This window comes from Cernens ardua (genome assembly GCF_051251085.1).
Classification (GTDB): Bacteria; Pseudomonadota; Gammaproteobacteria; order Pseudomonadales; family Halomonadaceae; genus Cernens; species Cernens ardua.
The window spans coordinates 160995-182089 of the sequence record NZ_JBPCZH010000004.1 but is presented as its reverse complement, the minus strand read 5'-3'; the positions used below and the strand labels follow the sequence as shown (position 1 = coordinate 182089).

General features: G+C 48.3%; 15 protein-coding genes. 8 read left to right on the top strand and 7 right to left on the bottom strand.

Translation table 11 applies throughout. The annotated features are described in order from the left end of the window. The first annotated feature begins 107 nt into the window (after nt 1-107). Nucleotides 108-1307: a murein transglycosylase A gene (mltA, locus tag LMG33818_RS08825; RefSeq protein WP_442323010.1), complete on the top strand. Its 1200-nt coding sequence runs from the start codon at nt 108-110 to the stop codon at nt 1305-1307. A gap of 133 nt (nt 1308-1440) precedes the next feature. On the opposite strand, the gene LMG33818_RS08820 is transcribed toward mltA, so the two are convergent. Together LMG33818_RS08820 and LMG33818_RS08815 are read right to left on the bottom strand one after the other, a co-directional pair. Further along, a complete protein-coding gene (locus tag LMG33818_RS08820; protein WP_442323009.1) occupies nt 1441-2445 on the bottom strand; it encodes an ornithine carbamoyltransferase in 1005 nt (334 codons plus the stop codon). A 107-nt stretch (nt 2446-2552) separates the two neighbouring features. Continuing rightward, nucleotides 2553-4055 (bottom strand): amino acid permease, encoded by a 1503-nt coding sequence (locus tag LMG33818_RS08815; protein ID WP_442323008.1) that lies wholly within the window; start codon nt 4053-4055, stop codon nt 2553-2555. A gap of 303 nt (nt 4056-4358) precedes the next feature. Here LMG33818_RS08815 and LMG33818_RS08810 point away from each other — a divergent pair, with 303 nt between their 5' ends. The 3 genes from LMG33818_RS08810 to LMG33818_RS08800 all read left to right on the top strand — a co-directional run bounded on the left by LMG33818_RS08810 (nt 4359) and on the right by LMG33818_RS08800 (nt 9428). Further along, entirely contained in the window at nt 4359-4664 is a 306-nt protein-coding gene (locus LMG33818_RS08810) for a hypothetical protein (protein WP_442323007.1), read from the top strand. Between the two features lie 372 nt (nt 4665-5036). Next, nucleotides 5037-8180, top strand: a complete 3144-nt coding sequence (locus LMG33818_RS08805) for an efflux RND transporter permease subunit (protein WP_442323006.1) — start codon at nt 5037-5039, stop codon at nt 8178-8180. Nucleotides 8181-8648: 468 nt separating this feature from the next. Beyond that, nucleotides 8649-9428, top strand: a complete 780-nt coding sequence (locus LMG33818_RS08800; RefSeq protein ID WP_442323005.1) for a formate/nitrite transporter family protein — start codon at nt 8649-8651, stop codon at nt 9426-9428. Between the two features lie 265 nt (nt 9429-9693). Here LMG33818_RS08800 and LMG33818_RS08795 read toward each other — a convergent pair whose 3' ends face one another. Further along, nucleotides 9694-11154 carry an NAD(P)-binding domain-containing protein gene (locus LMG33818_RS08795; protein ID WP_442323004.1) on the bottom strand — a complete coding sequence of 487 codons (1461 nt, stop codon included), beginning with the start codon at nt 11152-11154 and terminating at the stop codon, nt 9694-9696. Between the two features lie 383 nt (nt 11155-11537). On the opposite strand from LMG33818_RS08795, the gene LMG33818_RS08790 reads away from it, so the two are divergent. Both LMG33818_RS08790 and tsx read left to right on the top strand, forming a co-directional pair. Then, complete coding sequence (locus tag LMG33818_RS08790) at nt 11538-11879, top strand: hypothetical protein (RefSeq protein ID WP_442323003.1); 342 nt, start codon at nt 11538-11540, stop codon at nt 11877-11879. Nucleotides 11880-12273: 394 nt separating this feature from the next. Then, nucleotides 12274-13236, top strand: a complete 963-nt coding sequence (gene tsx / locus LMG33818_RS08785; protein ID WP_442323002.1) for a nucleoside-specific channel-forming protein Tsx — start codon at nt 12274-12276, stop codon at nt 13234-13236. Between the two features lie 81 nt (nt 13237-13317). On the opposite strand, the gene LMG33818_RS08780 is transcribed toward tsx, so the two are convergent. The 3 genes from LMG33818_RS08780 to LMG33818_RS08770 all read right to left on the bottom strand — a co-directional run bounded on the left by LMG33818_RS08780 (nt 13318) and on the right by LMG33818_RS08770 (nt 17171). Next, nucleotides 13318-13701, bottom strand: a complete 384-nt coding sequence (locus LMG33818_RS08780; protein ID WP_442323001.1) for a hypothetical protein — start codon at nt 13699-13701, stop codon at nt 13318-13320. Nucleotides 13702-13803: 102 nt separating this feature from the next. Then, nucleotides 13804-15903, bottom strand: a complete 2100-nt coding sequence (locus LMG33818_RS08775; protein ID WP_442323000.1) for a peptidase domain-containing ABC transporter — start codon at nt 15901-15903, stop codon at nt 13804-13806. Beyond that, nucleotides 15900-17171 carry an HlyD family secretion protein gene (locus LMG33818_RS08770; RefSeq protein WP_442322999.1) on the bottom strand — a complete coding sequence of 424 codons (1272 nt, stop codon included), beginning with the start codon at nt 17169-17171 and terminating at the stop codon, nt 15900-15902. The genes LMG33818_RS08775 and LMG33818_RS08770 overlap by 4 nt, the downstream gene beginning before the upstream one ends. A 674-nt stretch (nt 17172-17845) precedes the next feature. On the opposite strand from LMG33818_RS08770, the gene LMG33818_RS08765 reads away from it, so the two are divergent. Then, complete coding sequence (locus tag LMG33818_RS08765; protein WP_442322998.1) at nt 17846-18574, top strand: NADPH-dependent F420 reductase; 729 nt, start codon at nt 17846-17848, stop codon at nt 18572-18574. 143 nt (nt 18575-18717) lie between these two features. Next, the gene (locus tag LMG33818_RS08760; RefSeq protein ID WP_442322997.1) at nt 18718-19332 is read left to right on the top strand and encodes a cupin; all 615 of its coding nucleotides are present in this window, start codon (nt 18718-18720) and stop codon (nt 19330-19332) included. Between the two features lie 169 nt (nt 19333-19501). Here the strand turns inward: LMG33818_RS08760 and LMG33818_RS08755 are convergent, their stop codons facing one another. After that, on the bottom strand, nt 19502-20422 hold the full coding sequence (locus LMG33818_RS08755; protein ID WP_442322996.1) for a TauD/TfdA dioxygenase family protein: 921 nt from the start codon (nt 20420-20422) through the stop codon (nt 19502-19504). Nucleotides 20423-21095: the final 673 nt, after the last annotated feature.

Genomic DNA, 21095 nt, shown 5'->3' with positions numbered 1-21095 from the left:
AATAGGCCCATATAAAGGCATGAGGGATATCTGTATCATGAGCCCATATCATCACAGTCTCTCGTGCCATCGTGGCTGCACAAACGGATCGGGAAAGAGGTACTCACTTGTTTAGTTCAATTTTTGGTCGCCGATTTTCACTGGGCACTGGCCTAACGCTGGGCTGCCTATTGCTTTTGGCTTCTTGTGCTACCCCTACGTCCAACCAGCCCACTATTGTTGAAACACCGGGCGGGCAACCGGCCCCCATTCCTACCGATGAGCAGGCCAATAACCCTTCCGTAATCTCTTCGCCGGGAGCCGGGCTCCATCCTGCGACACCTCCGGATGCACGTAATTCACATCTTGTCCGTAGCCACTGGTCGGACTTGCCCGGGTGGAGTAACGACAACCTCATTCCAGCATGGGGTGCATTCAAATCCAGCTGCCTGGCATTGGTCAAAAAAGTACGCTGGGCCCCTGTGTGTCGGGCAGCCAATGATGTTGATCCACTGGATGCCCAGGCTATCCAGCACTTTTTCCATGCCAATTTTGTCCCCTATCGGGTCATCAATCCAAATGGCACACGTACCGGTACGATCACAGGTTATTACGAACCCGTATTGGAAGGCTCACTGTATCGACACGGACCTTATCAAACACCGCTCTACTCACGCCCCCGGGATGTGAGCCACTGGCGCCTTACCCGTCCAAGGGCACAATTATTGGCAAGTGGTGTGCTGAAAGGGCACGAACTGGTGTGGGTAAACGATCCAGTGGAAGCTGCCTTTTTACAGATTCAGGGCTCCGGCGTTATCCAGCTGGATAATGGTCGGCTGATGCGTGTTGGTTTTGCAGGCACGAATGAACATGCTTTTCGCTCATTTGCCACATGGTTGATTCGGCGGGGGGAGATCACATATGCCAATGCAACCATGCGGGGTATCAAAGACTGGGCACGAGCGCATCCCCAGCAAGTGGCCCGCATGTTGAACTCCAATCCGCGATACGTTTACTTCCGTGCGTTGCCTATCAACAATGAAAGTGAACAGAATGGCCCCATCGGTGCTTTGGGAGTGCCGCTGACGCCTCAACGCAGTATCGCGATTGATCCCACGAGAATCCCATTGGGCGCGCCGGTCTTCCTTTCCACTACGCAACCCTTGAGTGGTGCTCCGTTGCAAAAGCTCATGATGGCTCAGGACACGGGGAATGCAATCAAAGGGTCTGTACGTGCGGACTTCTTTTGGGGAAGAGGGGATACAGCCGGGCTGGAAGCAGGTCGGATGAAACAGCGCGGCTCAATGTGGGTGTTGCTGCCTCGATAATTTCAGGAAAAAAGCACGACACCTTTCGGTATCGTGCTTTTTCATATCTTTCTCTTTTATCCCTGATATCTCACGCTGCCTAGGCAAAAAACAGCAAGTTGTCCTCAAAATAAAACAACTGGCAAACTGCAACTCAGCCCAATGAGGACACCATCAATGCCTTGATCGTATGCAAGCGATTTTCCGCCTGATCAAAGCATACGTTAGCGGGAGACTCGAATACCTGCTCAGTCACTTCAATCCCATCGGCAAAATCGGGATATCGCTGCGCCACCTCACGACCAACCTTCGTCTCCGAATTATGGAATGCAGGCAAGCAGTGCATGAACTTCACCTGAGGATTATTAGCGGCATCCATCATGGCATCGTCAACGCGGTATGGCGTCAGAAGCTTGATACGTTCATCCCATACTTCTACGGGTTCACCCATGGAGACCCAAATATCGGTATGAATGAAATCAACGCCATCCACCGCTTCATGGGGATCTTCTGTCAAAGTGACCGTCGCACCGCTGGCGTTGGCAAACGCACGGCACTCTTCCACGAAAGCATCATCTGGCCAAAGCGAACGGGGTGCTCCGATACGCACATCCATTCCCAGCTTGGCACCAATCATCAAAAGTGAACGCCCCATGTTATAGCGGGCATCTCCCAGATAGGCATAGCTGATATCACGAGAGGGCTTACTGGCATGCTCTCGCATTGTCATCACGTCTGCCAGCATTTGGGTCGGATGAAACTCAGCCGTCAACCCATTGAAAACGGGCACACCTGCGTAAGCAGCCAATTCTTCAACCGTATTCTGGCTGTCGCCTCGATATTCGATCGCATCAAACATACGTCCCAATACGCGGGCAGTATCCTTGATTGACTCTTTGTGACCGATCTGGGAAGAGGACGGCTCTATATAGGTGACACCCGCCCCTTGATCCCGAGCTGCTACTTCGAAAGCACAGCGTGTTCGCGTTGATGTTTTTTCGAAAATCAGCGCGATATTCTTACCGGAGAGACAGGGGCGCTCTGTTCCTGAATACTTGGCATGTTTCAGGTCAATTGCCAGATCAACAAGAAATTCAATTTCACGCTGAGTATGATGCATTAGGCTCAACAAAGAGCGATTTTTCAAATTAAAGGCCATGACCCACTTCCATGAATAACAGTCGGTGCGCTACTCGCCGCACTTTTCGAGGTAGAAACGGAATCGTTCAACATATCAGGAACCGGGCTTCAAACGAAGAGGTTCACTCAAATATTTGCAGAGGTTTGTTGTGCTACTGCCTGTTCATCACGACGACGCTTCAGCCTGCGGCTGTTGAGAATGCCACAGCAAATAACCCCAATTGCCACAATACCCGTCATGACAGCCTGAATGCGAAAGGCAGGATCAAAAATCATATACACCAGAATCGCACACAGAATAATTAATGTCAGATAGCTCAGCCATGGGAACAACCACATCTTTAACTGAGGCTCCTCACCTCGTTTTTGCAGAGCATTACGCGAACGAATTTGCGAGATGACGATGAATATATAAACCAGAATGGCCATGGCTCCAGTGGTAGCCAGCAAAATATCAAAAACCTCTCCGGGGAAAACAAAATTACAGAGGCACGCGATAACCCCAACGAAGGTAGAGCCCCAGACCGCTTTACGGGGCACACCATTCACCGCAATACGCCCCATGGCTGCTGGTGCATCCTGACGCGTACCCAGCGAATAGAGCATGCGGGATGCTGTATAGATGGCCGAATTGGTACAGCTGGTTACCGTCACCAGCACCACCATATCGACAATGAATTTGGCCGCGGGAATATTCATCATCTCCATCGCCGTTTCAAAGGTACCCTGAGAAATCAGACGCGGATCGTTCCAATTAACAAGAACCACCGCCAAAAAAATCGATAGCAGGTAAAAAATAGCGATGCGCCATACCACCAGGTTGGTCGCACGCGTGATCTGACGCTCAGGGTTACGTGACTCCGCAGCCGCAATAGTGACAATTTCAGAGCCAAAGAAAGAGCCCACCGCCACCAGCATTCCCCCAAAGACAGCACCATATCCATGGGGTGCAAAGCCATCATTGGAGGTTAGACGGGCAAAACCGCCTTCATCGTGAACCCAGGGCAGTAATCCACACACGGCAAGAATACCAAGAACAATAAAGGCAATGATGGCCACAATCTTGATCAGTGCGAACCAGAATTCAAATTCACCGAAGCCACTCACACTCAAAAGGTTGGTCGACGTCAACAATAGTAATATCAGCAAAGCAGCCAACCACACCGGCACCATGGGAAGATAACTATGAATAATCCCGCCACCGGCGATCCCTTCAACAGGGATAATCAACACCCAAAACCACCAATACAGCCACCCGATGGTAAATCCGGCCCACTTACCGATAGCGCGATCAGCATAGGTTGAGAATGAACCGGAATCCGGCTGAATGACTGCCATCTCTCCCAACATGCGCATTACCGAAAACACCAGCAGGCCCACGACCAGATAAGACAAAAAGGCTGCAGGGCCAGCCAGAGCAATCACATGCCCGGATCCAATAAACAGCCCTGCCCCAATAACCCCAGCCATCGATAGCATGGTCACCTGACGCGTTTTGAGCTTACCTTTAAGCGTACGAGGTGCATGTGCATCTACAGATGTGGACGTCATTGTGGTTTTGGACGTAATTAGAGATGAAGAAGCAGGGACTGATCGTTTATTGTTGCCCGGTTCGGAGCTAACTGTCATACGTTGATCTCACTGTTGTTATCTTTGTTATTGTTTAATCGTGGTAGATACTGTGGATACCGAAAAAGCATCCCTATCGAATGTGAATCATTCATGTCTCGATGTAAATAGAAAGGGCACTTCTTGCATACTCTCTGAATACTCACTGAAAGAGCGCCCGGTGCTTCAAAGCACTATAATGCCCCTAACGATATCAATCAGTCCGAGAACACATTCAATTCCGTCCCAACATACCATTCTTTACATCTATCTTTTACGTCGTTCTCTTTGCAGCTTTACTGTACCCATTATAGGAGCCTCCACATGTCCCCTTCTCATGAGCAATCAGCTACCCCCATCATATCCAAAACGAATTGGTTCTGGACACTATTAGCATTAAGCATCCCCATGGTAGGGCTTGCATTTTGTCTGTATTGGTTTTTTAGCAAAAACACGAATCCAACCAAACGAAACTTTGCTGCTGCGGCATTGCTGTGGGCTATCATTTTGTTTGTGCTCAATATTGTATTCGCGATTATGACAGTCCACTTCTTTTCTCACGTAAGTTCAGACTTCAATTCATTTTTCTTCGATCAGCAAAATCAACCCGTCGAGGGCAGCCCGGTTTGATTAAATGCCAACATGAACTCACGTAAAATTCGGCCCTGCTAAAAGATCATGAATTTTGACCATATTCGGGGTAGACGCTATTGTCCGCCCTGCTATGCTATAAGGAGCAAAAAAGAAAGCCTCTTCTGATAAAAATACTGATTAAAATTATAAAAAGTACAGGGCGTAAATCGTTGTGACGGGAATCTCTTCCAGTGATGGTAATCGCGGATATACCACTCTCAATTCTCATGAGGGAATGAGGTATGAAAGGGTAGCAAATCGTCGGGGAAGCTCTCCCGCGGAGCGGCCGCTTTTTAGTGGATCGCTTCTTCCTTGTATACCTTGTAACGCGCATATAGCGAACATAGCGACTCAAACAGGTTGTGACGAATGAAATTTCTCGAATTATTCATCCGTCGGCCCGTTGCCACTGTGCTGATCAGCGCTTCCATCTTTCTGCTGGGCTGCCTTGGCTATGCCTTGATGCCTGTTGCTCCGTTACCGCAGCTTACGCTGCCCACCATCATTGTTCAGGCATCACTATCGGGTGCCAATCCGGACACAATGGCATCAACCGTTGCGGCGCCGTTGGAACGAGCGATGGGGCAAATAGGTGGCATCTCCCAAATTACCTCAAGCAGTCAAGTAGGTTATACCCAGGTCATCGTACAATTTGACTTGAATCGTAATATCAATGGCGCCGCACGTGACGTACAAGCCGCCATCGAATCAACACGCAGTATGCTCCCCAGCGGCATGACGCAAATGCCCACCTACTTCAAGGCGAATCCTTCTCAGGCCCCCATTCTGGTTCTGGCACTTACGTCTCATAATCACACTTCTACAGAACTGTACAACATTGCTTCCAGCCGGTTGCAACAAAGCATTTCACAAGTCAGTGGCGTGGGTCAGGTGCAAGTGGCTGGCAGCTCTTTACCCGCTATTCGCGTCGAACTTGACCCGAATCGCTTAAGCCATGAGGGTATTTCACTTAACAGCATTGCTACCGCTATCAGGGAAACCACCGGCGTAGCACCTGTCGGTGGACTGGAGGGAAAAAGTACTCACTGGATTATCGAAAATAACGCACAACAAAGCGTAGCAGCGGATTATCGCCCATTGGTCATCGGCTACCATCAGGGGCATAGCGTGCATCTTGGCGATGTCGCTAACGTCACGGATTCCGTCGAAGATATTTATAACTCGGGAGAATACAACGGTCAGCCAACCGTCATGCTGATTATCAGCCAATCAGCGGATGCCAATATCCTGCAAACGGTCAATGCGATCAAAGCCCGATTGCCTGAATTGAGAAGCCAGCTTCCAGCGGGCGTTTCACTCAATCTTAGCCTTGATCGCTCCACGACCATTCAAGCATTTCTCCAAAGCACAGAGCTGACGCTGTATATTGCCGTACTGTTGGTGATCGTGGTCGTATTGCTGTTCTTACGTAACCTCAGAGCCATGCTCATCCCTGCCGTTGCCCTGCCCATTTCACTGATGGGAAGCTGTGCGGTGATGTATCTGATGGGCTATAGCCTGGATAACCTTTCCCTCATGGCGCTCATCGTCGCCACCGGGTTTGTCGTCGACGATGCCATTGTCGTGCTGGAAAACATTACACGTCATATTGAAGAGGGGATGAATCCGATAGCAGCGGCTATCAAGGGCACTCGCGAGGTAGGTTTTACCGTCGTGGCCATGACAGCCTCACTCATTGCCGTCTTCCTTCCTATCCTGTTGATGGGCAGCATTATCGGGCGTCTTTTCCGAGAGTTTGCGATGACACTCTCTATCTCTCTGGTCATGTCTCTCTTCGTCTCGCTAACGCTCACGCCCATGCTGTGCGCCTACCTATTGAAACTTTCCCCACAGGTACACACCAGCTCCCAAAGCACCTTCAAAGCCATACTACAGCGACTTTCAGACAGGGCAGAACGGGGCCTGAATGCCCTCACTCAGGGATATGCTCGCTCGCTTACCTGGGCCATTCGGTTGAAACCGCTGGTACTTTTACTGTTCATTGGCTCCATTGTCTTGAATGGCTACTTGTTTACTGTTGTGCAAAAGGGGTTTTTCCCCGATCAGGACACAGGGATCGTATTCGGCATGGCGACGGCAGATCAAACGACGTCGTATCAGGCCATGCTGCCAATTGTCCACCGTATGTCGAGCATCATCCGCAAAGATCCGGATGTGAATAACTTAATGATGTTCGTGGGGGATAATTTTGGTTCCGTCAACGAAGCGCAGTTCATCATCGATCTAAAGCCTCTCAATCAACGCAGCGATTCTGCTACGGATGTAGCCAACCGCCTGATGGCTAAAACGGCCAATATCCCGGGAGCACAGTTGTTTGTCCATTCGGCTGGTGACCTTCAATCGGGCGGCGGTGGTAGTTCTGGTGGTGCTTACCAGTACAGTCTGGAATCAGGAGACCTGACCGCTTTAAAACAATGGGCCCCGAAAGTGGCGCAGGCCATGAAGCATTTGCCCCAGCTCACCGGTGTGGATGCTTCATCACAAAATGCGGGTCAGGAAATCATGCTGGAAATCGACCGGCAGGCGGCAGCGCGTTACGGTATCAATGCCCAAACCATTGATACGTTATTGGGGAATGCATTTGCACAATCGCAAATTGCGACACTTTACTACCCCCTCAACCAGTATTATGTCGTCATGGACGTGAAAGCCGCGTACCGGCAAAGCCCGAATATTCTGAATAAACTCTACATCGTAAATACACAAGGGAAAGCAATTCCTCTCTCACTGTTTACCCGCTTCCGACCCGCCAATGCGCCGGTAGAGGTCGATCATCAGGATCAGTCGGCAGTCAGCAATATTTCCTTCAATCTGGCGCATGGCTACTCCCTTCAACAAGCCCAACAGGCTATTCAACAAGCGATGGTACAAGTAGGCGTACCTGATTCCATCCATGGTGTCTATCCCGGTGAAGGGCAGGAAATGATCGAATTTGCCGAGTCCATCCCATGGCTACTACTGGCGGCGTTAGTCACCATGTATATTGTGCTGGGAATGCTTTATGAAAACCTGATCCATCCGATTACCATCATGTCGACGATTCCACCCGCTGGGCTGGGAGCGCTCCTGCTGATGATCATGACCAAGACACAGCTCACCGTCATCGCAATGATAGGGATACTGCTATTGATAGGCATAGTAAAGAAAAATGCCATTATGGTGGTAGATTTTGCCATCTCTCATGAACGTGAAACGGGCGATACACCTGAAGCATCGGTACTGGAAGCATGCAAACTACGCTTTCGCCCCATTATCATGACGTCACTGGCTGCCTTTCTAGGTGCCTTCCCCATGGTACTGGAAACACGCGGCGATGCAGGGCTGCGTCATCCGTTGGGTATTGCCATTTGCGGTGGGTTGGTCGTCAGTCAGCTTTTTACGCTTTACACAACACCGGTCATCTATGTCTATCTTGATAAAGTAGGCAAATTTATTTCGCGGCTGTGGTTCAAATACATTCTGAGGTTCATTCAACCTTCTTCAGCACGATAAGTTATTCTTCAATAGGACAAACCCGTCGAAAACCGAGCCACTGCATGGGGGGTGGTGTTGTCTCCTTATCGGCATCCAACCTTCACATAGCGGGAGAAGATAACGCTTAACATGTTTTTGTCTTCAAAACTGCATACGCCTCTTCATTCTGTCGTTACGTATGAACGCCCGCACATAAACGCGTTCTTATAGTAGAAACACATCAATGCGATTGAAGATAAATTACCGCGCCCCCTATCCATAAGAGGATAAAGTCTATATATTGCCGCCTCTTTTGAATCAAGCACCGAGTGCTGGCTAACCGACGGTTACATTAACCGCACACACATGAAGAAAAACCAGCTAAACTGGATTGCTTCAGTTATTGCCCCATAAGTGCGCTCGCCTCATTCCCTGATGAATGAGTCTCAAACAGGATACTGGGCCACTTGTCTATAATGGCCTTTATCACTTTGGAGTCATGAGTTAATGAGTATCACAGAAGAGAACATGCCGTCGAAGGCAGCTGCGGTACATGAAAAGATCCGTCGCAGTGGAGAGAAAGAGCTCAGCCGTGATTTCATGGCCCTTTGGTGGTCTGCCGTTGCCGGTGGTATCACCATGAGCACCTCCCTGATTGCCCGTGCAGTCCTGCATACCTACATTGGTAATAGCCCTTTTGATTTCCTGATCGAAGCCATGGGGTATACCGTGGGCTTCATTCTAGTTATCACGGCCAATCAACAATTGTTTACTGAAAACACCGTGACGCCTGTCTTGCCGTTCATGAGCAAGCCCTCATTCAGGCGCTTTCGCCGCGTGCTGAGGATATGGCTCGCTGTGTTTACAGGGAATTTGGTGGGTGCCCTGATTGCTTCGTTGACGATCACATATCTACCTATTTTCAATCATGGGGTCATCGCTTCCATGCAGCACATTGGACTGCACATGATGGAAAACTCCCCTATGCAAATGTTCAGTAAAGGTCTGTTGGCAGGTTGGTTGATTGCAACCCTTGTATGGATACTAAGCTGCATCCGTCAAGGTCACATTCTGATGATTTTCCTTGTCACCTATGTGATTGCCATCGGTGATTTCACGCATATCATCGTCGGTGCAGTTGAGGTGATGTATCTACTCTTGAACGGCCTGACAACGCTACACGATGCGATCTTCCAGTTTGGTATCCCGACGCTCTTGGGCAATGTAATTGGTGGCACCTTCATTTTCGCACTGATCAGCCATGCACAGGTACGTAGCGACGGATAATTACGCTGAATGCTTTTTGCAAAGTTGTATACCTATGACGAGTAATACTGCCCTGGGTAACTTGCAATATTGAAAGCTATGCATAGCGACGGCGCTCCCGATACGGGGCGCCGTTTACGTTTGGAGGGCTCATGCTTCTTACAGGCAAGATAGCAACCCAATACATCCGCATTCGCTTATCCAGCAAGCTTGGAAACCTCAAGAGACGTTTCGCGAGGCACATCACTCCCCACACATACGCAACACAAACGTACCGTGATATTTCTCAGCGTGAGTCAGCATCACGCCATTCACTCCCATCCAGTTCCGGTTTGGAATAATCCAACAAAGCCTGCCAATGCTCTTCTATATCATCATTATAGAGATCGGATGCAATGCAGCGTGCCAACCAGCCCGCCCCCACACTGACGGAAGGGATATCGCCACTTACCTTGCCGAGTGAAAGAGAAGCAGCTGCATTGAAGGCATGAACATTTTTCAATGCGGGTAGCTCCCCCTCGTCACGCTCGATGAACTGAAAACCTTTTCCCAACCATGGCGAAGATGATAACGCTTCATTTTCCAACCCTTCAGGGGGCGTATAACGGTCTTTCCAAAGCGCAATGAAAGGGGATAGTTCAGATAACTCAGTGGGCGCTGTCACATCCGTTTTGAACCCCGTTGCCGCAATAATGAAATCGGCTTCGTCGTATTTTCCTGAGGCAGTCATGATCGAAAGGCCTTCGGACGTTTCATCAACGGATTCAATGGCTGCATTGAAGTGAAAAAAGGCGTTGGCATGGCGGCTCACTCGGAGTGTCGACCCGTGCGGCGGCGGAACCTGAGCGTTGTCAGCATAACTCATGATACGCCAGCGCCAATCAGGGCTCAGGTCCGGATATCCATCAATGAACCCGGGGCTTCCAATCCCCATCAGCTTGTTGATGGTCGGCATCGTCTGGCGTCGAGCCAAAAGATGTACCTCTTTGGCTCCATGCTCCAATGCTTCTGCGGCATTATCCATGGCTGAAGAGCCCATCCCCACGACAACAACTTTCTTACCCTTCAATGCATTGAAATCAATATCACCCGATGAGTGAGCCCAATAATGCTTCGATAGATGATCAAGAAAATCGGGTATCCGCGTGGTTCCCAATCCAGACATTCCCGTTGCCAATACCACTTTGCGTGTCGCGAATGATTCATGACCATCAGGAGAATGGATAGACACACGCAACCCTTTATCTGCTGGTGCTATCCGGGTCACGGAAGTATCGAATTCAACTCTCAAGCCCAATACGTGTCGGTACCACTCCAAATAAGTCTGCCACTGCGTTCTAGGAATGCGCTCCATATTGTCAAAAGCCTCGGAGCCATAGTGATAACGAAACCAGGCCTGAAAAGTCAGGCCGGGTATATCACAGGCAGGGCCAAGCAAATGCGTGGGTGAGCGTAACGTTTCCATACGGGCAAAATTAAGCCAGGGACCGGCTATACCCTCTGGATGACGATCGAGAATACGGATATTGGAGATACCTTTTCGTTTAAGTGAAAAAGCAGCCGCCAGTCCACACTGTCCCGCACCGATGATAGTGACATCTACCAGCTTTTCCCCTGAGGCCAGCGTTTTCTCGGGTACCCAATTGGCAGGCGGATAATTCAATAAAGAAAGCTGATCAGAGACGAGTTCATCTAACGACACTGCGGGATCATTATCAGGAGTAGGAAGCGGGTGTGTATCTGTCATCGGAGAAAGGCCTAATCATTCGAATGCGTGTTAGCCACTATGCAAGCATCCCTCACTGAAAAAATAAAGGATACGTCACATAACAGTTCTCATTTAGACATCAAAAAGTCATATAACCAGAGATATACTCACTTATGCGGGCAACCTTTATAAGCTAAAACAAATTAGACTAAAGTCACGCTTTAGAAGGGTTGTCAAAGCAAATAAAAGGTTCTATTAATAAATGTGATAGCCTTTTCAGACAGACCCCAGTGCTATCAACATTGCATGTGAACATGATTGATATTTATCAATAGTCCTTATTGAGTTCACTGCCTCGAAAGATGACAGTGAGATATATTTAACCCTATGTATATATCGCACTTTAATAAAGAGGAAAGGCCATGAGAACTTTGGAATTGAATGAAATCAATGCTGTATCTGGTGCAGGTGCCATTGCGACTGCATTCGGCGATGCTGGTAAAGATGCGGGTGATGCTTTTACCGGTATCATCAGTGGTGGTAGCGCTTCCAGTATTGGTGGAGCAGTAGGTGCAGGTATCGGCTCTGCTGTCGAAGGCGGTCTAAATATCGCAGGCAAAGTGGGCAAAGGTGTCAGCGAAGATGCTCCGTCTCTTATCGGTGCAACCGGTAGCGCGGTAGGTACTGTAGCAGCAGACAGCATCGGTGCGATAGGTACTGCTGTAGGCAATGCCGTAGGTGGAATTATTAAAGGCTTCGTTTAACGCACATTCATAATTTATGATAGAACTTTTATTCGAATAATCGTTCTATTTACAGGTGGTAAATGCTCTATAGCATTTACCACCTTTTTAATGTCTTCGAAATCATATTTATTGAATCAACAGAAGATAATACATAATTAATTATAACATCATGATATGACAAGCAATTATTTGCTTGCTAACTTGTTTAACGTGACGTTTATATTATCCTCATTTTTCTATCTGCATATATAGCATACAAATATATACACGCACATTCTGATAGCGTATGCTTATCCGGCGTTTCGATATAACTAAAAAATTGACTATATTGAGTGATCACCCTGTATCGAAACTGAACGGAACACAGTTCCTCTACCCAAAATAAGCAACCATAACAATATTTGGGACATTTATGCATATCATCCACAAAGTTGCAGCAGTCACTACCGTGTTCATGATGTCATGCACACTACTCACTCCAGTGGAAGCGGCGGAATCGCAAACCAATATCACTTGCCCAACAAAAACAAACAGTTCCGCCAGCCCAGCCCCGGGAGAACCCACACCACAGACAACGGCATGTCATGCTACCCCTGCCTCCCCGTATCTTTCCTCATGGCTGACACAGCACATCAATATGATAGGCAGCCACGGTATCCGATTTGGACCTTATCCCGTCAATGACACTTATCTTGAATATGAATTGATGGGGGATAAAGGGCCATGGGATTTATATGGCTATTTCGATGCACCACGCTTCTTCGGACTAGGCAACCATGCGGACAGCGGTATTTTTACCAAAGGTTCCCCCCTCTTCTGGGAGCTCGAACCCCGTCTCTCAATCAATAAACTGACAGGCCTGAACCTTCATTTCGGCCCCATCAGCCAGTTCTATATCGCTATGGATGATATTTACGATATGGGACATAACCGTGCAGGGCGCCAGCACACCATGTATATCGGTTTGGGTACAGATATTGATACCCATACGCGGGCAAGCCTCTCCTTCAATTTCTATGCACGGCGCCAGTTCCAAAATTATGAAGCACCCAATGAAAACAGTTGGGATGGATGGCGTGCAGGTATCAAGTATTTCATCCCCTTAACCCCCCTATGGGGAGGTAACCTGTCGTGGATTGGCTTTACCAATTATGACTTCAATTCAAAGCTGTCTCATGAAGCACCGGCAATACGCAGCGGTACCGCTATCGCCTCTTCCAATGCGCTCTCGTTAGCCTATACCCATTGGGCAATCACTGTGATGGGACGTTATTTTCATAACGGTGGAAACTGGAAGGCTGGGGCAAAGCTGGGCGGAACAAAGCTGAAAACAACCGGGTGGGGTGAATACCTTATTTTGACGTATAGCTTTTGATATATCGTTCTTAATTCCTCTGAACCCAAGTGCTGTTGTAAACACGGTGGAGCTTACAACAGCACCTTGCACCAGCGTGCCTTAAAAGGCATTCACAATAGTATTGGGGGCAGAAACACCGGTGATTTCACAACCAGTACTCGCATGGTCATATTTAAACTCACCGTTGCGAAGTTTATACTGACCATAGCGGATATAACTTAAGTCCACTCGGCTTAATGACACAGTACCGCCCGGTGAGCCCGTCTTCCACACCACCGCTTGTTTGCCTATATCAGCAGAGAAGACCTGTTTACCCACTGTCACCTGATGCTTTGCTTCATCAACACTGACGTTATAAGACTTGCCGTGGTTGATTTGAGGGTTATTGATCAAGTCATTACAACGAAGCTGAACGGTCGCTGGACCCGCCATCACCGATGTGGAAATTAGCAGCAAACCGATACATGAACACGCTTTTAACATTTACGTCTTCCTTGTCTCAATGAGCTTATGAATCAGGAACCAGTCTAAAAGCCATGACAACATCGATCCAGTTCAGCAGATCTCATCCAAACGTTCCATTGATTAACCTACCTGAATCCTGCGATCCGTAGAAGCCACCGTTGTTTCCCGGTGCGCAATGATCACGCGAGTGATCTGTAATTGGCGGATGGCATTATTGACCGCCGCTTCACTATCATTATCCAACGCACTCGTTGCCTCATCCATGAATAACACGCTGGGTTTACGATAAAGCGCACGTGCAATAAAAAGTCGTTGCCGTTGTCCGCCTGAGAGCCCCTCTCCCAGTTCGCCTACCAGAGTTTCGTATCCCATCGGCAGAGTCATGATGAACTCATGGATATAGCTGGCCTGAGCACATTGCATCATCCACTCTTCGTCCATTTCATCGGCAAAGCTACAAATATTCTCAGCAATGGAGCCCGAAAACAGCCTGTCATCCTGCATTACACACGCGATCATCTTGTGATAATTGTTAACGCCCAGTTGCCAAATATCAGTCTCGTTAACTAGGACTTTTCCTTCAGAGGGTTCGAACAAACCGCACATGACTTTCATCAACGTGGTTTTACCACCCCCGGAAGGCCCTACGATAGCGACACTTTCACCGGGCTGAATATCGATATTGATGTCATGAAAAACCGGCGCAGATTGACTGTCATAACGGAAGCTCAACCCTTTCACTTGCAAGGCGGCTGGCACCATGCCCTTTTCATAAGGAATGTCAGGTTTCCGTGCTTCTTTTTCCTGCAAGGCTATGTCAGAGATGCGCTCATTGTGCAGGCTCATCATTCGCAAGCGTAAGACAAAGTTGGTCAATGACGCCGCTCGGTCCGAAAATTGCCCTCGGTAGGAACCAAAGGCCACAAACATACCAATAGTCATATGATTATCCATAACCATCGTGGCGCCTATCCAAAGAATCACTACCTGATCCACGGTCATGATAAACGTATTGATGCCGCCGAAGAGCAAATCCAGCTTACTGACCTTGATCCCGGCATTGATCGCATCAATCTTGAGGTTTAACCATTGTGCAGAACGTCGATCGGTCATCCCCTGCATTTTTACAGCGGTGATCCCGTAAAGTGTCTCCATGAAATAGGAGTTGGCGCGTGCCTGATACGTCAGCACCTCTTCCGAATACTGTCTGTATGAAGGATATGTGAATATACGAAATAGCACGTAGACCGCGGTAATCCCTAGTACCACCCAGACCAGCCACCCTCCGTAAAGCATCATCATGATGAAAAGCCCAACCACCATGATGCCATCCATAATCGCCCCCACCGTACTATTGGTGAAGGTTTCACGTACGGTGTCCAATGAGCCAAATCGAGACTGAATGTCTCCCAACTGACGCCGTTCGAAAAAATCGAGAGGAAGCCGCAACATGTGTTGGAAGAGCCCGGATTGCCACTGCACGTTGATAAGCGTGCCCATCACCAGTGACGTCCAGGCGCGTAGGGAGCTAATACCTGCTCTTAACAGGATAAAGAAAGCCAATCCAATACAGATAAGCATCAGCAAGCCATGATCCGATGCGGGTATCGCATGGTCCATCACAAGCTGCGTACCAACAGGCATAATGAGCCCGATGGCTTCTATCACAATCGAAAGGAAAAAGATTTTGGACAGCGTCCCCTTGATGCCATGAATGCTGCCAATCAGTTGCCTCAAACCCAGACGGTTCTTCTCTTTTTTGGGGGTAAACTCACTGTTGGGCCACAACTCCATGGCCACACCGGTAAAGTGTTGGGACATCTCTGCCACCCCCACCTTACGTTTCCCACGTGCTGGGTCATGTAATACAAACTGGTTGTTACTGGCTTCCACCAGCACAACAAAATGGTTGAAATCCCAGTGCAGGATACAGGGGAGCTTGAGTTCCCTGATTTCCCCCAGATCCAATGACAAGGCGCGTGAGGTCATACCCATTTGGGTCGCCATGGACTTCACACCCGCCAGTGTTGCGCCACGTGACGTAATATTGAACTGGCGACGCAGGGCAAAAAGGTCAACGCTATGACCATAGTAGCTGGAGACCATGGCCAAACACGCTAATCCACACTCTGTCGTTTCGGTTTGATGAATGATCGGAACCCGATGGCGAAAACGCAGGTCGAGTTTTTCAACAATCTCTTTGAAGCCAGGCTGTCTCATTGGATAGGCCCCGTCGCACTGCGTTTCATGTCATAGAAGGGTGAGAGCATCCACTGGTAAATACGACGTTTCTCAAGGAATAGGGTCGCAGATGCTTTCATGCCATTTTCCAGTGGCATCGCCTGACCATTGTAGAAGACAGAGTCATGATCCGGTCGAATCAATACCCGATAATAGGGGGTGGAAGCAGCTTGCTGTGGCGTAGGTGCTCCTGGGTAGGAAGCCATTTCCTGAGTAGATGCCGGCGCACGGGATATATACGAGACAGTAGAGCCAAACTGCCCGAAGCGCTGATAGGGAAAGGCTTCGTAGCGAAGGTTCACACGATCTCCGGTATGTATATAAGGGATTTGCTCGTTGGGTACCCACAGTACCAGGTAATAGTGATCCACATGTTGCGGAAGAATCTGAAACAAGCTGTCGCCCGAATTAACCATTTGCCCGGGACTTACGTTCAACGAATCGATTTTTCCATCTGACAATGCACGAATAACAACTTCACCATTCAGGTCTGTATTGGTCAGATTGCGATTCAAATCGAAGCGCTGGATTTCCATCTGGTAAATGCGGTTATCGAAATCTGCTGATTGTGTCTGAATTTCACTTTCCAATGAGGTAATTTGCAACTGATTCTGCTGGTTCTGCGCGGTAAGGGTTTGTAGCTGGTTTTGCTGATCATAATAGGTGGCTTCCTGATTAATCAGCTCATATTTGGTAATCAGCCCACGTTTCAAATATGCCCGGTAATCGTTCATGTTATTACGCATGATCGCGATACCCTGTTCGGCATTCTTTACAATTTGCGTGGACTTCTTCAATGCTGCCTGATACTGCTCTTTCTGTGCGGTGAGGGAGGCTAGCGTCGCTGCCTTGCTATTCTTGAGGTGAGTGATGATGTCGTTGATACGGGAAATTTGATCTTCGATGTCGCGCCGTTCGCTAACACTGACATTACCCGCTGTCGTGCTTTTACTCACGTCGATTGAGAACACCGGATCGCCCGCCTGTACATTCTGCCCCTGCTGGACGTATTGTTTGTCGATAACCCCCTGCACACCTGAAACGATATTGGTCGCGCGAGGCCATGTGGTAACCTCGCCGGATACATCAGCTCGGCGCGTATAGGAACCAAAGACAATAAAAATAACCAGGATCAGCATGAACAGCGAACAACTGATACCGATTAACCAGGGCGAGAGCCCGGGGAGCATGATGGCACGCCCTTGCCAGCGGCGTTTACGGTTTTCTATGGCTGCCTGACGGAACATTTAAGGCCCAATAATCATCGAGTTAGCATTTTCTTACTTTAGCAACGTTTAAGCCTCTAAACTATACTTCAACCTTACTAGGTTAGTGATATGAAATGCATACTAACAATGAAAATACTGACAAAACCATATATCCATAATTCCATATTAGATAAAAAATAATTAAACTTTAGTCTAAACATAAAACAATGTTTCAAGATTATGGCGTATAAAAATACTATTAATTAATAGTATAGACGCTATTTTATGCTTCGCGTGGCGTTGTTGCATGTCAGATGTTTCAGAAAAAGTAAATGGCTTCAATGCCGTATAAACTGAAATACGCTACCTCCAGGTAGACAAACCGTAAAATCATCCCGGCATAGTGAATACATTTGATCCTTTCTGTATAGAAAGAGTAAACAAATCTTTCAAACGGTGATGGGCAGATCGGCTAAGGCAAGTAATCTATATGGGATAAAAATCAACTCATTGTTTCATCCCATATATCCTACTTCCATTATTATTTATGAGTGACAAGTATTTACAGAGCAATCATCCAAAGGAATCTTTATTTATAACTAATGCACTTGCATGAGCATGTATTCGTAATACAGCTTACTGAATAGTAAGCCTTAATTACAAAGCGGCTGCTTACAATTTCATAACACCAAACGAATCGAAGGGGTATGATCATGTCCAGATTCAATCCTCCAAAGACATTTCGCCTCTTTCTACATCATACAGGCGAAATCATCGTCATACTCTGTGTCATGTTAAGCCTGACATTTAGCTCAACCGCGTCCGCAGCAGGCGAGCCGATTGGTATCATTGGGGCCGGAACCGTGGGCACAACCCTAGCCCGACTCTGGATAAAATCAGGCCATCCAGTCATGATCTCGTCCCGCAATCCGGACAGTATTCGTTCCGAAGCCACGCAGATTGGGGCCAAGGCAGGCTCGCCTCAACAAGCTGCGCTCTTTGGTCAAGTTATTGTGACGGCCGTACCTTTCGGGGCACTCCCGGCCGTTGGCAAGGAAGTGGGTAGCCTGATCAAAAACAAGGTTGTTCTTGATCCATCCAACCCCTATCCAGGGCGTGACGGTGCATTGGCACGTCACGCTCTTGGCACCAGTTCCGGCCAGGTGTCTGCCAAGGCATTGCATAACTCGCATGTGGTTCGAGCCTTCAACGTGCTGGCCATGGAGACCCTCTCTTCTGAGGCAGGTCACGGTATCGGTATTCCAATTGCATCCGATGACCCGCATGCTCTGAAAGTGGCTTCACAGCTCGTTCGAGACGCTGGATTTGTACCGGTGGTTGCCGGTGGCCTAAGCAAATCCCACCGTTTCGATCCGGGTTCAAACCTTTTCCTGAACCCACAGAGTGCCAGCCAACTTGAATCAGCACTGCATACCAATTAAGCAATAGCTACTGATAAGCAATAGCTACTGATCCACAGAGAAATACGACGCTCCCCCTACTTTTGATGTGTGTCAGTGTCGGTGGAGTAGAAGCTACCATCAGCCTTTCACGCACGTTCACACTTGAATATTGGGGAAATATCATGTCCGTTCGTAACGATCGTCGCCAATTTCTGATAAGTGCGGGTGCCATGTTGGGCACCGCCGCAATGGCAGGAGTTTCCCACATGTCGATAGCCGCAGAAACACCCTCTTCACCCGACCACTTCATGCTGACAGCACACGACTGGGTGCCCAACAACGCTCATTTGCCGGTGTTGCAATATAAGCACGCTATCACTCAGCCAATGGCAGGCATGGATCTTCCCACCACCATGGAGCATATATTCAGGCAAAATGGCTGGCCACCCCAGTGGCGTTGGGGCATTTACCCTTTCCATCATTACCATACCGAGGGTCACGAAGTGTTGGGTGTCTTTTCAGGCCATGCACAGGTCATGCTGGGGGGGCCGGGAGGGCGAACTGTCACAATGCGAAAAGGGGATGTTGTGGTTCTTCCAACGGGAACAGGGCATAGATGCCTGCAAGCCTCCGATGATTTTACAGTGGTGGGCGCCTATCCACCGGGCGAACATGCGGACATCAATCGTGGTGCGCCTGATGATGCCATGCGTGAACGTATTCGTACCACTACCTTTCCGAACAGTGATCCCGTCACTGGCAAAAACGGGCCACTTACGCATTTGTGGCGTACGTGATCGTCATTACAGAGCACTACGCATCTCATCGGCATTAAAAAGCCTCCATTCACGGGAACGGTCCATGACACGTTCTCCAGTGATCCGAGGGCTTTTACAGGTAGGCATGATCTTTACGATGGCACATAAAGCGGTGGCCGTAATATAACCATTCGACTGTGCAGAAACTTCATGATACTGCCTTGTACCGCTCTTCTTTTTCCTGTTCATCATGTGGGGAACGCGAAACAACGTCTGGTTCCAACGCACGACTTTCCAGACCATCAACGCTAATGGGTATCTCTCCAATCAACGTGGTACGACGCATGATACGTTCCTGTTGACCGTAGTCGTCCACAGCCACATGTTCAGTGGCTCGATTATCCCAAATGGCAATATCGCCCTCTTTCCAACGCCAACGGACGGTATTCTCATACCGAATCACATACTGGTGAAAGAGTTCGAATAGCAGCTTCGAATCGGTACTGGAAACACCGGATATACGGTGTAGGAAATGCCCCAGCACCAGAACGCGCTCACCGGTTTCTGGATGAACACGTACCAGTGGGTGCTCGGTTTCATAACGTTTAGCCGTAAATTCTGCCTGATAACGTTGCTTCTGCTGAAACGTTATGTTTTTTGATTCCGCGTAATCGTAAAGATTGCTGTGCGTTGCCCAAAGGGATTCGGCGAGAGTTTTCAAAGGTGCAGGCAAATCCTCATAGGCGGCGGCTGTATTAGCCCAAAGGGTATCACCCCCGACAGGAGGAACCTTGACGCCTCGCAGAATGGAAATTTTGGGATAAGCTGCAGTAAAAGTGATGTCCGTGTGCCATGAATTGGCACGACTCTCCTTCGAGTCCAGATTCAGAATACCCTGACTGTTCCCATGAGAACGCACAGTTGGATGCGGCACCTGCTCACCGAAAAGACGAGAAAATTCCTCTTGTTGTTCATCACTAATGGTCTGATTACGAAGAAATACCACTTTGTAATGTAGAAGCGCCTGATACAACTGTTCGAATTCGTTTTCACCAACACCGTTGGCAATATCGAGCCCTTCAATCAATGCGCCGATTCGGCCTGTCAGGGGAGATATGGAAAGGGACATCAAGGCCTCCTGTTGGATAATTCAAAGTGACATAATTGAGCTCCGTATACTGCTTGAGTAACAGCCCGATGTATCACTTCACAAAACTATCTCTTCCAACGGAAATACAAAATTGGCATAGCATATGTCCAAAACATCCAGTAGCTCTATAAGCAGGTCTTATAGAACCCTTCAATGACAACGGTTATCCGATTAAGACTTTTCGTAATATGACATCAATATAAGACGGGAGGCTTCTGAACGATGATGAAGGGAAATATACTTGCGATGCTATAGACAGAGCACTTCACCCTGTCAGCTACAGTGGCATCTCAGGATGTTAGTCCGGAGTATCCGTACGCAGATACGTCTGTGAAACACATCCTGTTGTGTAGGAAAAACGGTAGAAAAAGCATGGGAATGCTTATGGCCCTTCGCCAACAACTGTTGAAATGCCTTCGTTCTTTCCCATGCATTAATACACCTTATGTTCAACCCCGAAATCCTGATGAAGTCTCTTCAACAAAAGGTTCATTGCCATAGACATATGCTTAATAAAACATTAAAAATATGACATGTAAAAGTCGGAATACGGCATTTGATATCAATCCCCGCATTAAAATGAGCAAACTTTTCAAGTTAACCCAAGAATATTTCATAGTGTGTCAACATTTTGTTGTTTGTCATCAGGTAC

What these genes read in the sequence shown, in the direction of transcription:
- LMG33818_RS08820 (WP_442323009.1), bottom strand. Translation starts at nt 2,445, where the DNA reads ATGGCCTTTAATTTGAAAAATCGCTCTTTGTTGAGCCTAATGCATCAT.
- LMG33818_RS08815 (WP_442323008.1), bottom strand. Translation starts at nt 4,055, where the DNA reads ATGACAGTTAGCTCCGAACCGGGCAACAATAAACGATCAGTCCCTGCT.
- LMG33818_RS08810 (WP_442323007.1), top strand. Translation starts at nt 4,359, where the DNA reads ATGTCCCCTTCTCATGAGCAATCAGCTACCCCCATCATATCCAAAACG.
- LMG33818_RS08805 (WP_442323006.1), top strand. Translation starts at nt 5,037, where the DNA reads ATGAAATTTCTCGAATTATTCATCCGTCGGCCCGTTGCCACTGTGCTG.
- LMG33818_RS08800 (WP_442323005.1), top strand. Translation starts at nt 8,649, where the DNA reads ATGAGTATCACAGAAGAGAACATGCCGTCGAAGGCAGCTGCGGTACAT.
- LMG33818_RS08795 (WP_442323004.1), bottom strand. Translation starts at nt 11,154, where the DNA reads ATGACAGATACACACCCGCTTCCTACTCCTGATAATGATCCCGCAGTG.
- LMG33818_RS08790 (WP_442323003.1), top strand. Translation starts at nt 11,538, where the DNA reads ATGAGAACTTTGGAATTGAATGAAATCAATGCTGTATCTGGTGCAGGT.
- tsx (WP_442323002.1), top strand. Translation starts at nt 12,274, where the DNA reads ATGCATATCATCCACAAAGTTGCAGCAGTCACTACCGTGTTCATGATG.
- LMG33818_RS08780 (WP_442323001.1), bottom strand. Translation starts at nt 13,701, where the DNA reads ATGTTAAAAGCGTGTTCATGTATCGGTTTGCTGCTAATTTCCACATCG.
- LMG33818_RS08775 (WP_442323000.1), bottom strand. Translation starts at nt 15,903, where the DNA reads ATGAGACAGCCTGGCTTCAAAGAGATTGTTGAAAAACTCGACCTGCGT.
- LMG33818_RS08770 (WP_442322999.1), bottom strand. Translation starts at nt 17,171, where the DNA reads ATGTTCCGTCAGGCAGCCATAGAAAACCGTAAACGCCGCTGGCAAGGG.
- LMG33818_RS08765 (WP_442322998.1), top strand. Translation starts at nt 17,846, where the DNA reads ATGTCCAGATTCAATCCTCCAAAGACATTTCGCCTCTTTCTACATCAT.
- LMG33818_RS08760 (WP_442322997.1), top strand. Translation starts at nt 18,718, where the DNA reads ATGTCCGTTCGTAACGATCGTCGCCAATTTCTGATAAGTGCGGGTGCC.
- LMG33818_RS08755 (WP_442322996.1), bottom strand. Translation starts at nt 20,422, where the DNA reads ATGTCCCTTTCCATATCTCCCCTGACAGGCCGAATCGGCGCATTGATT.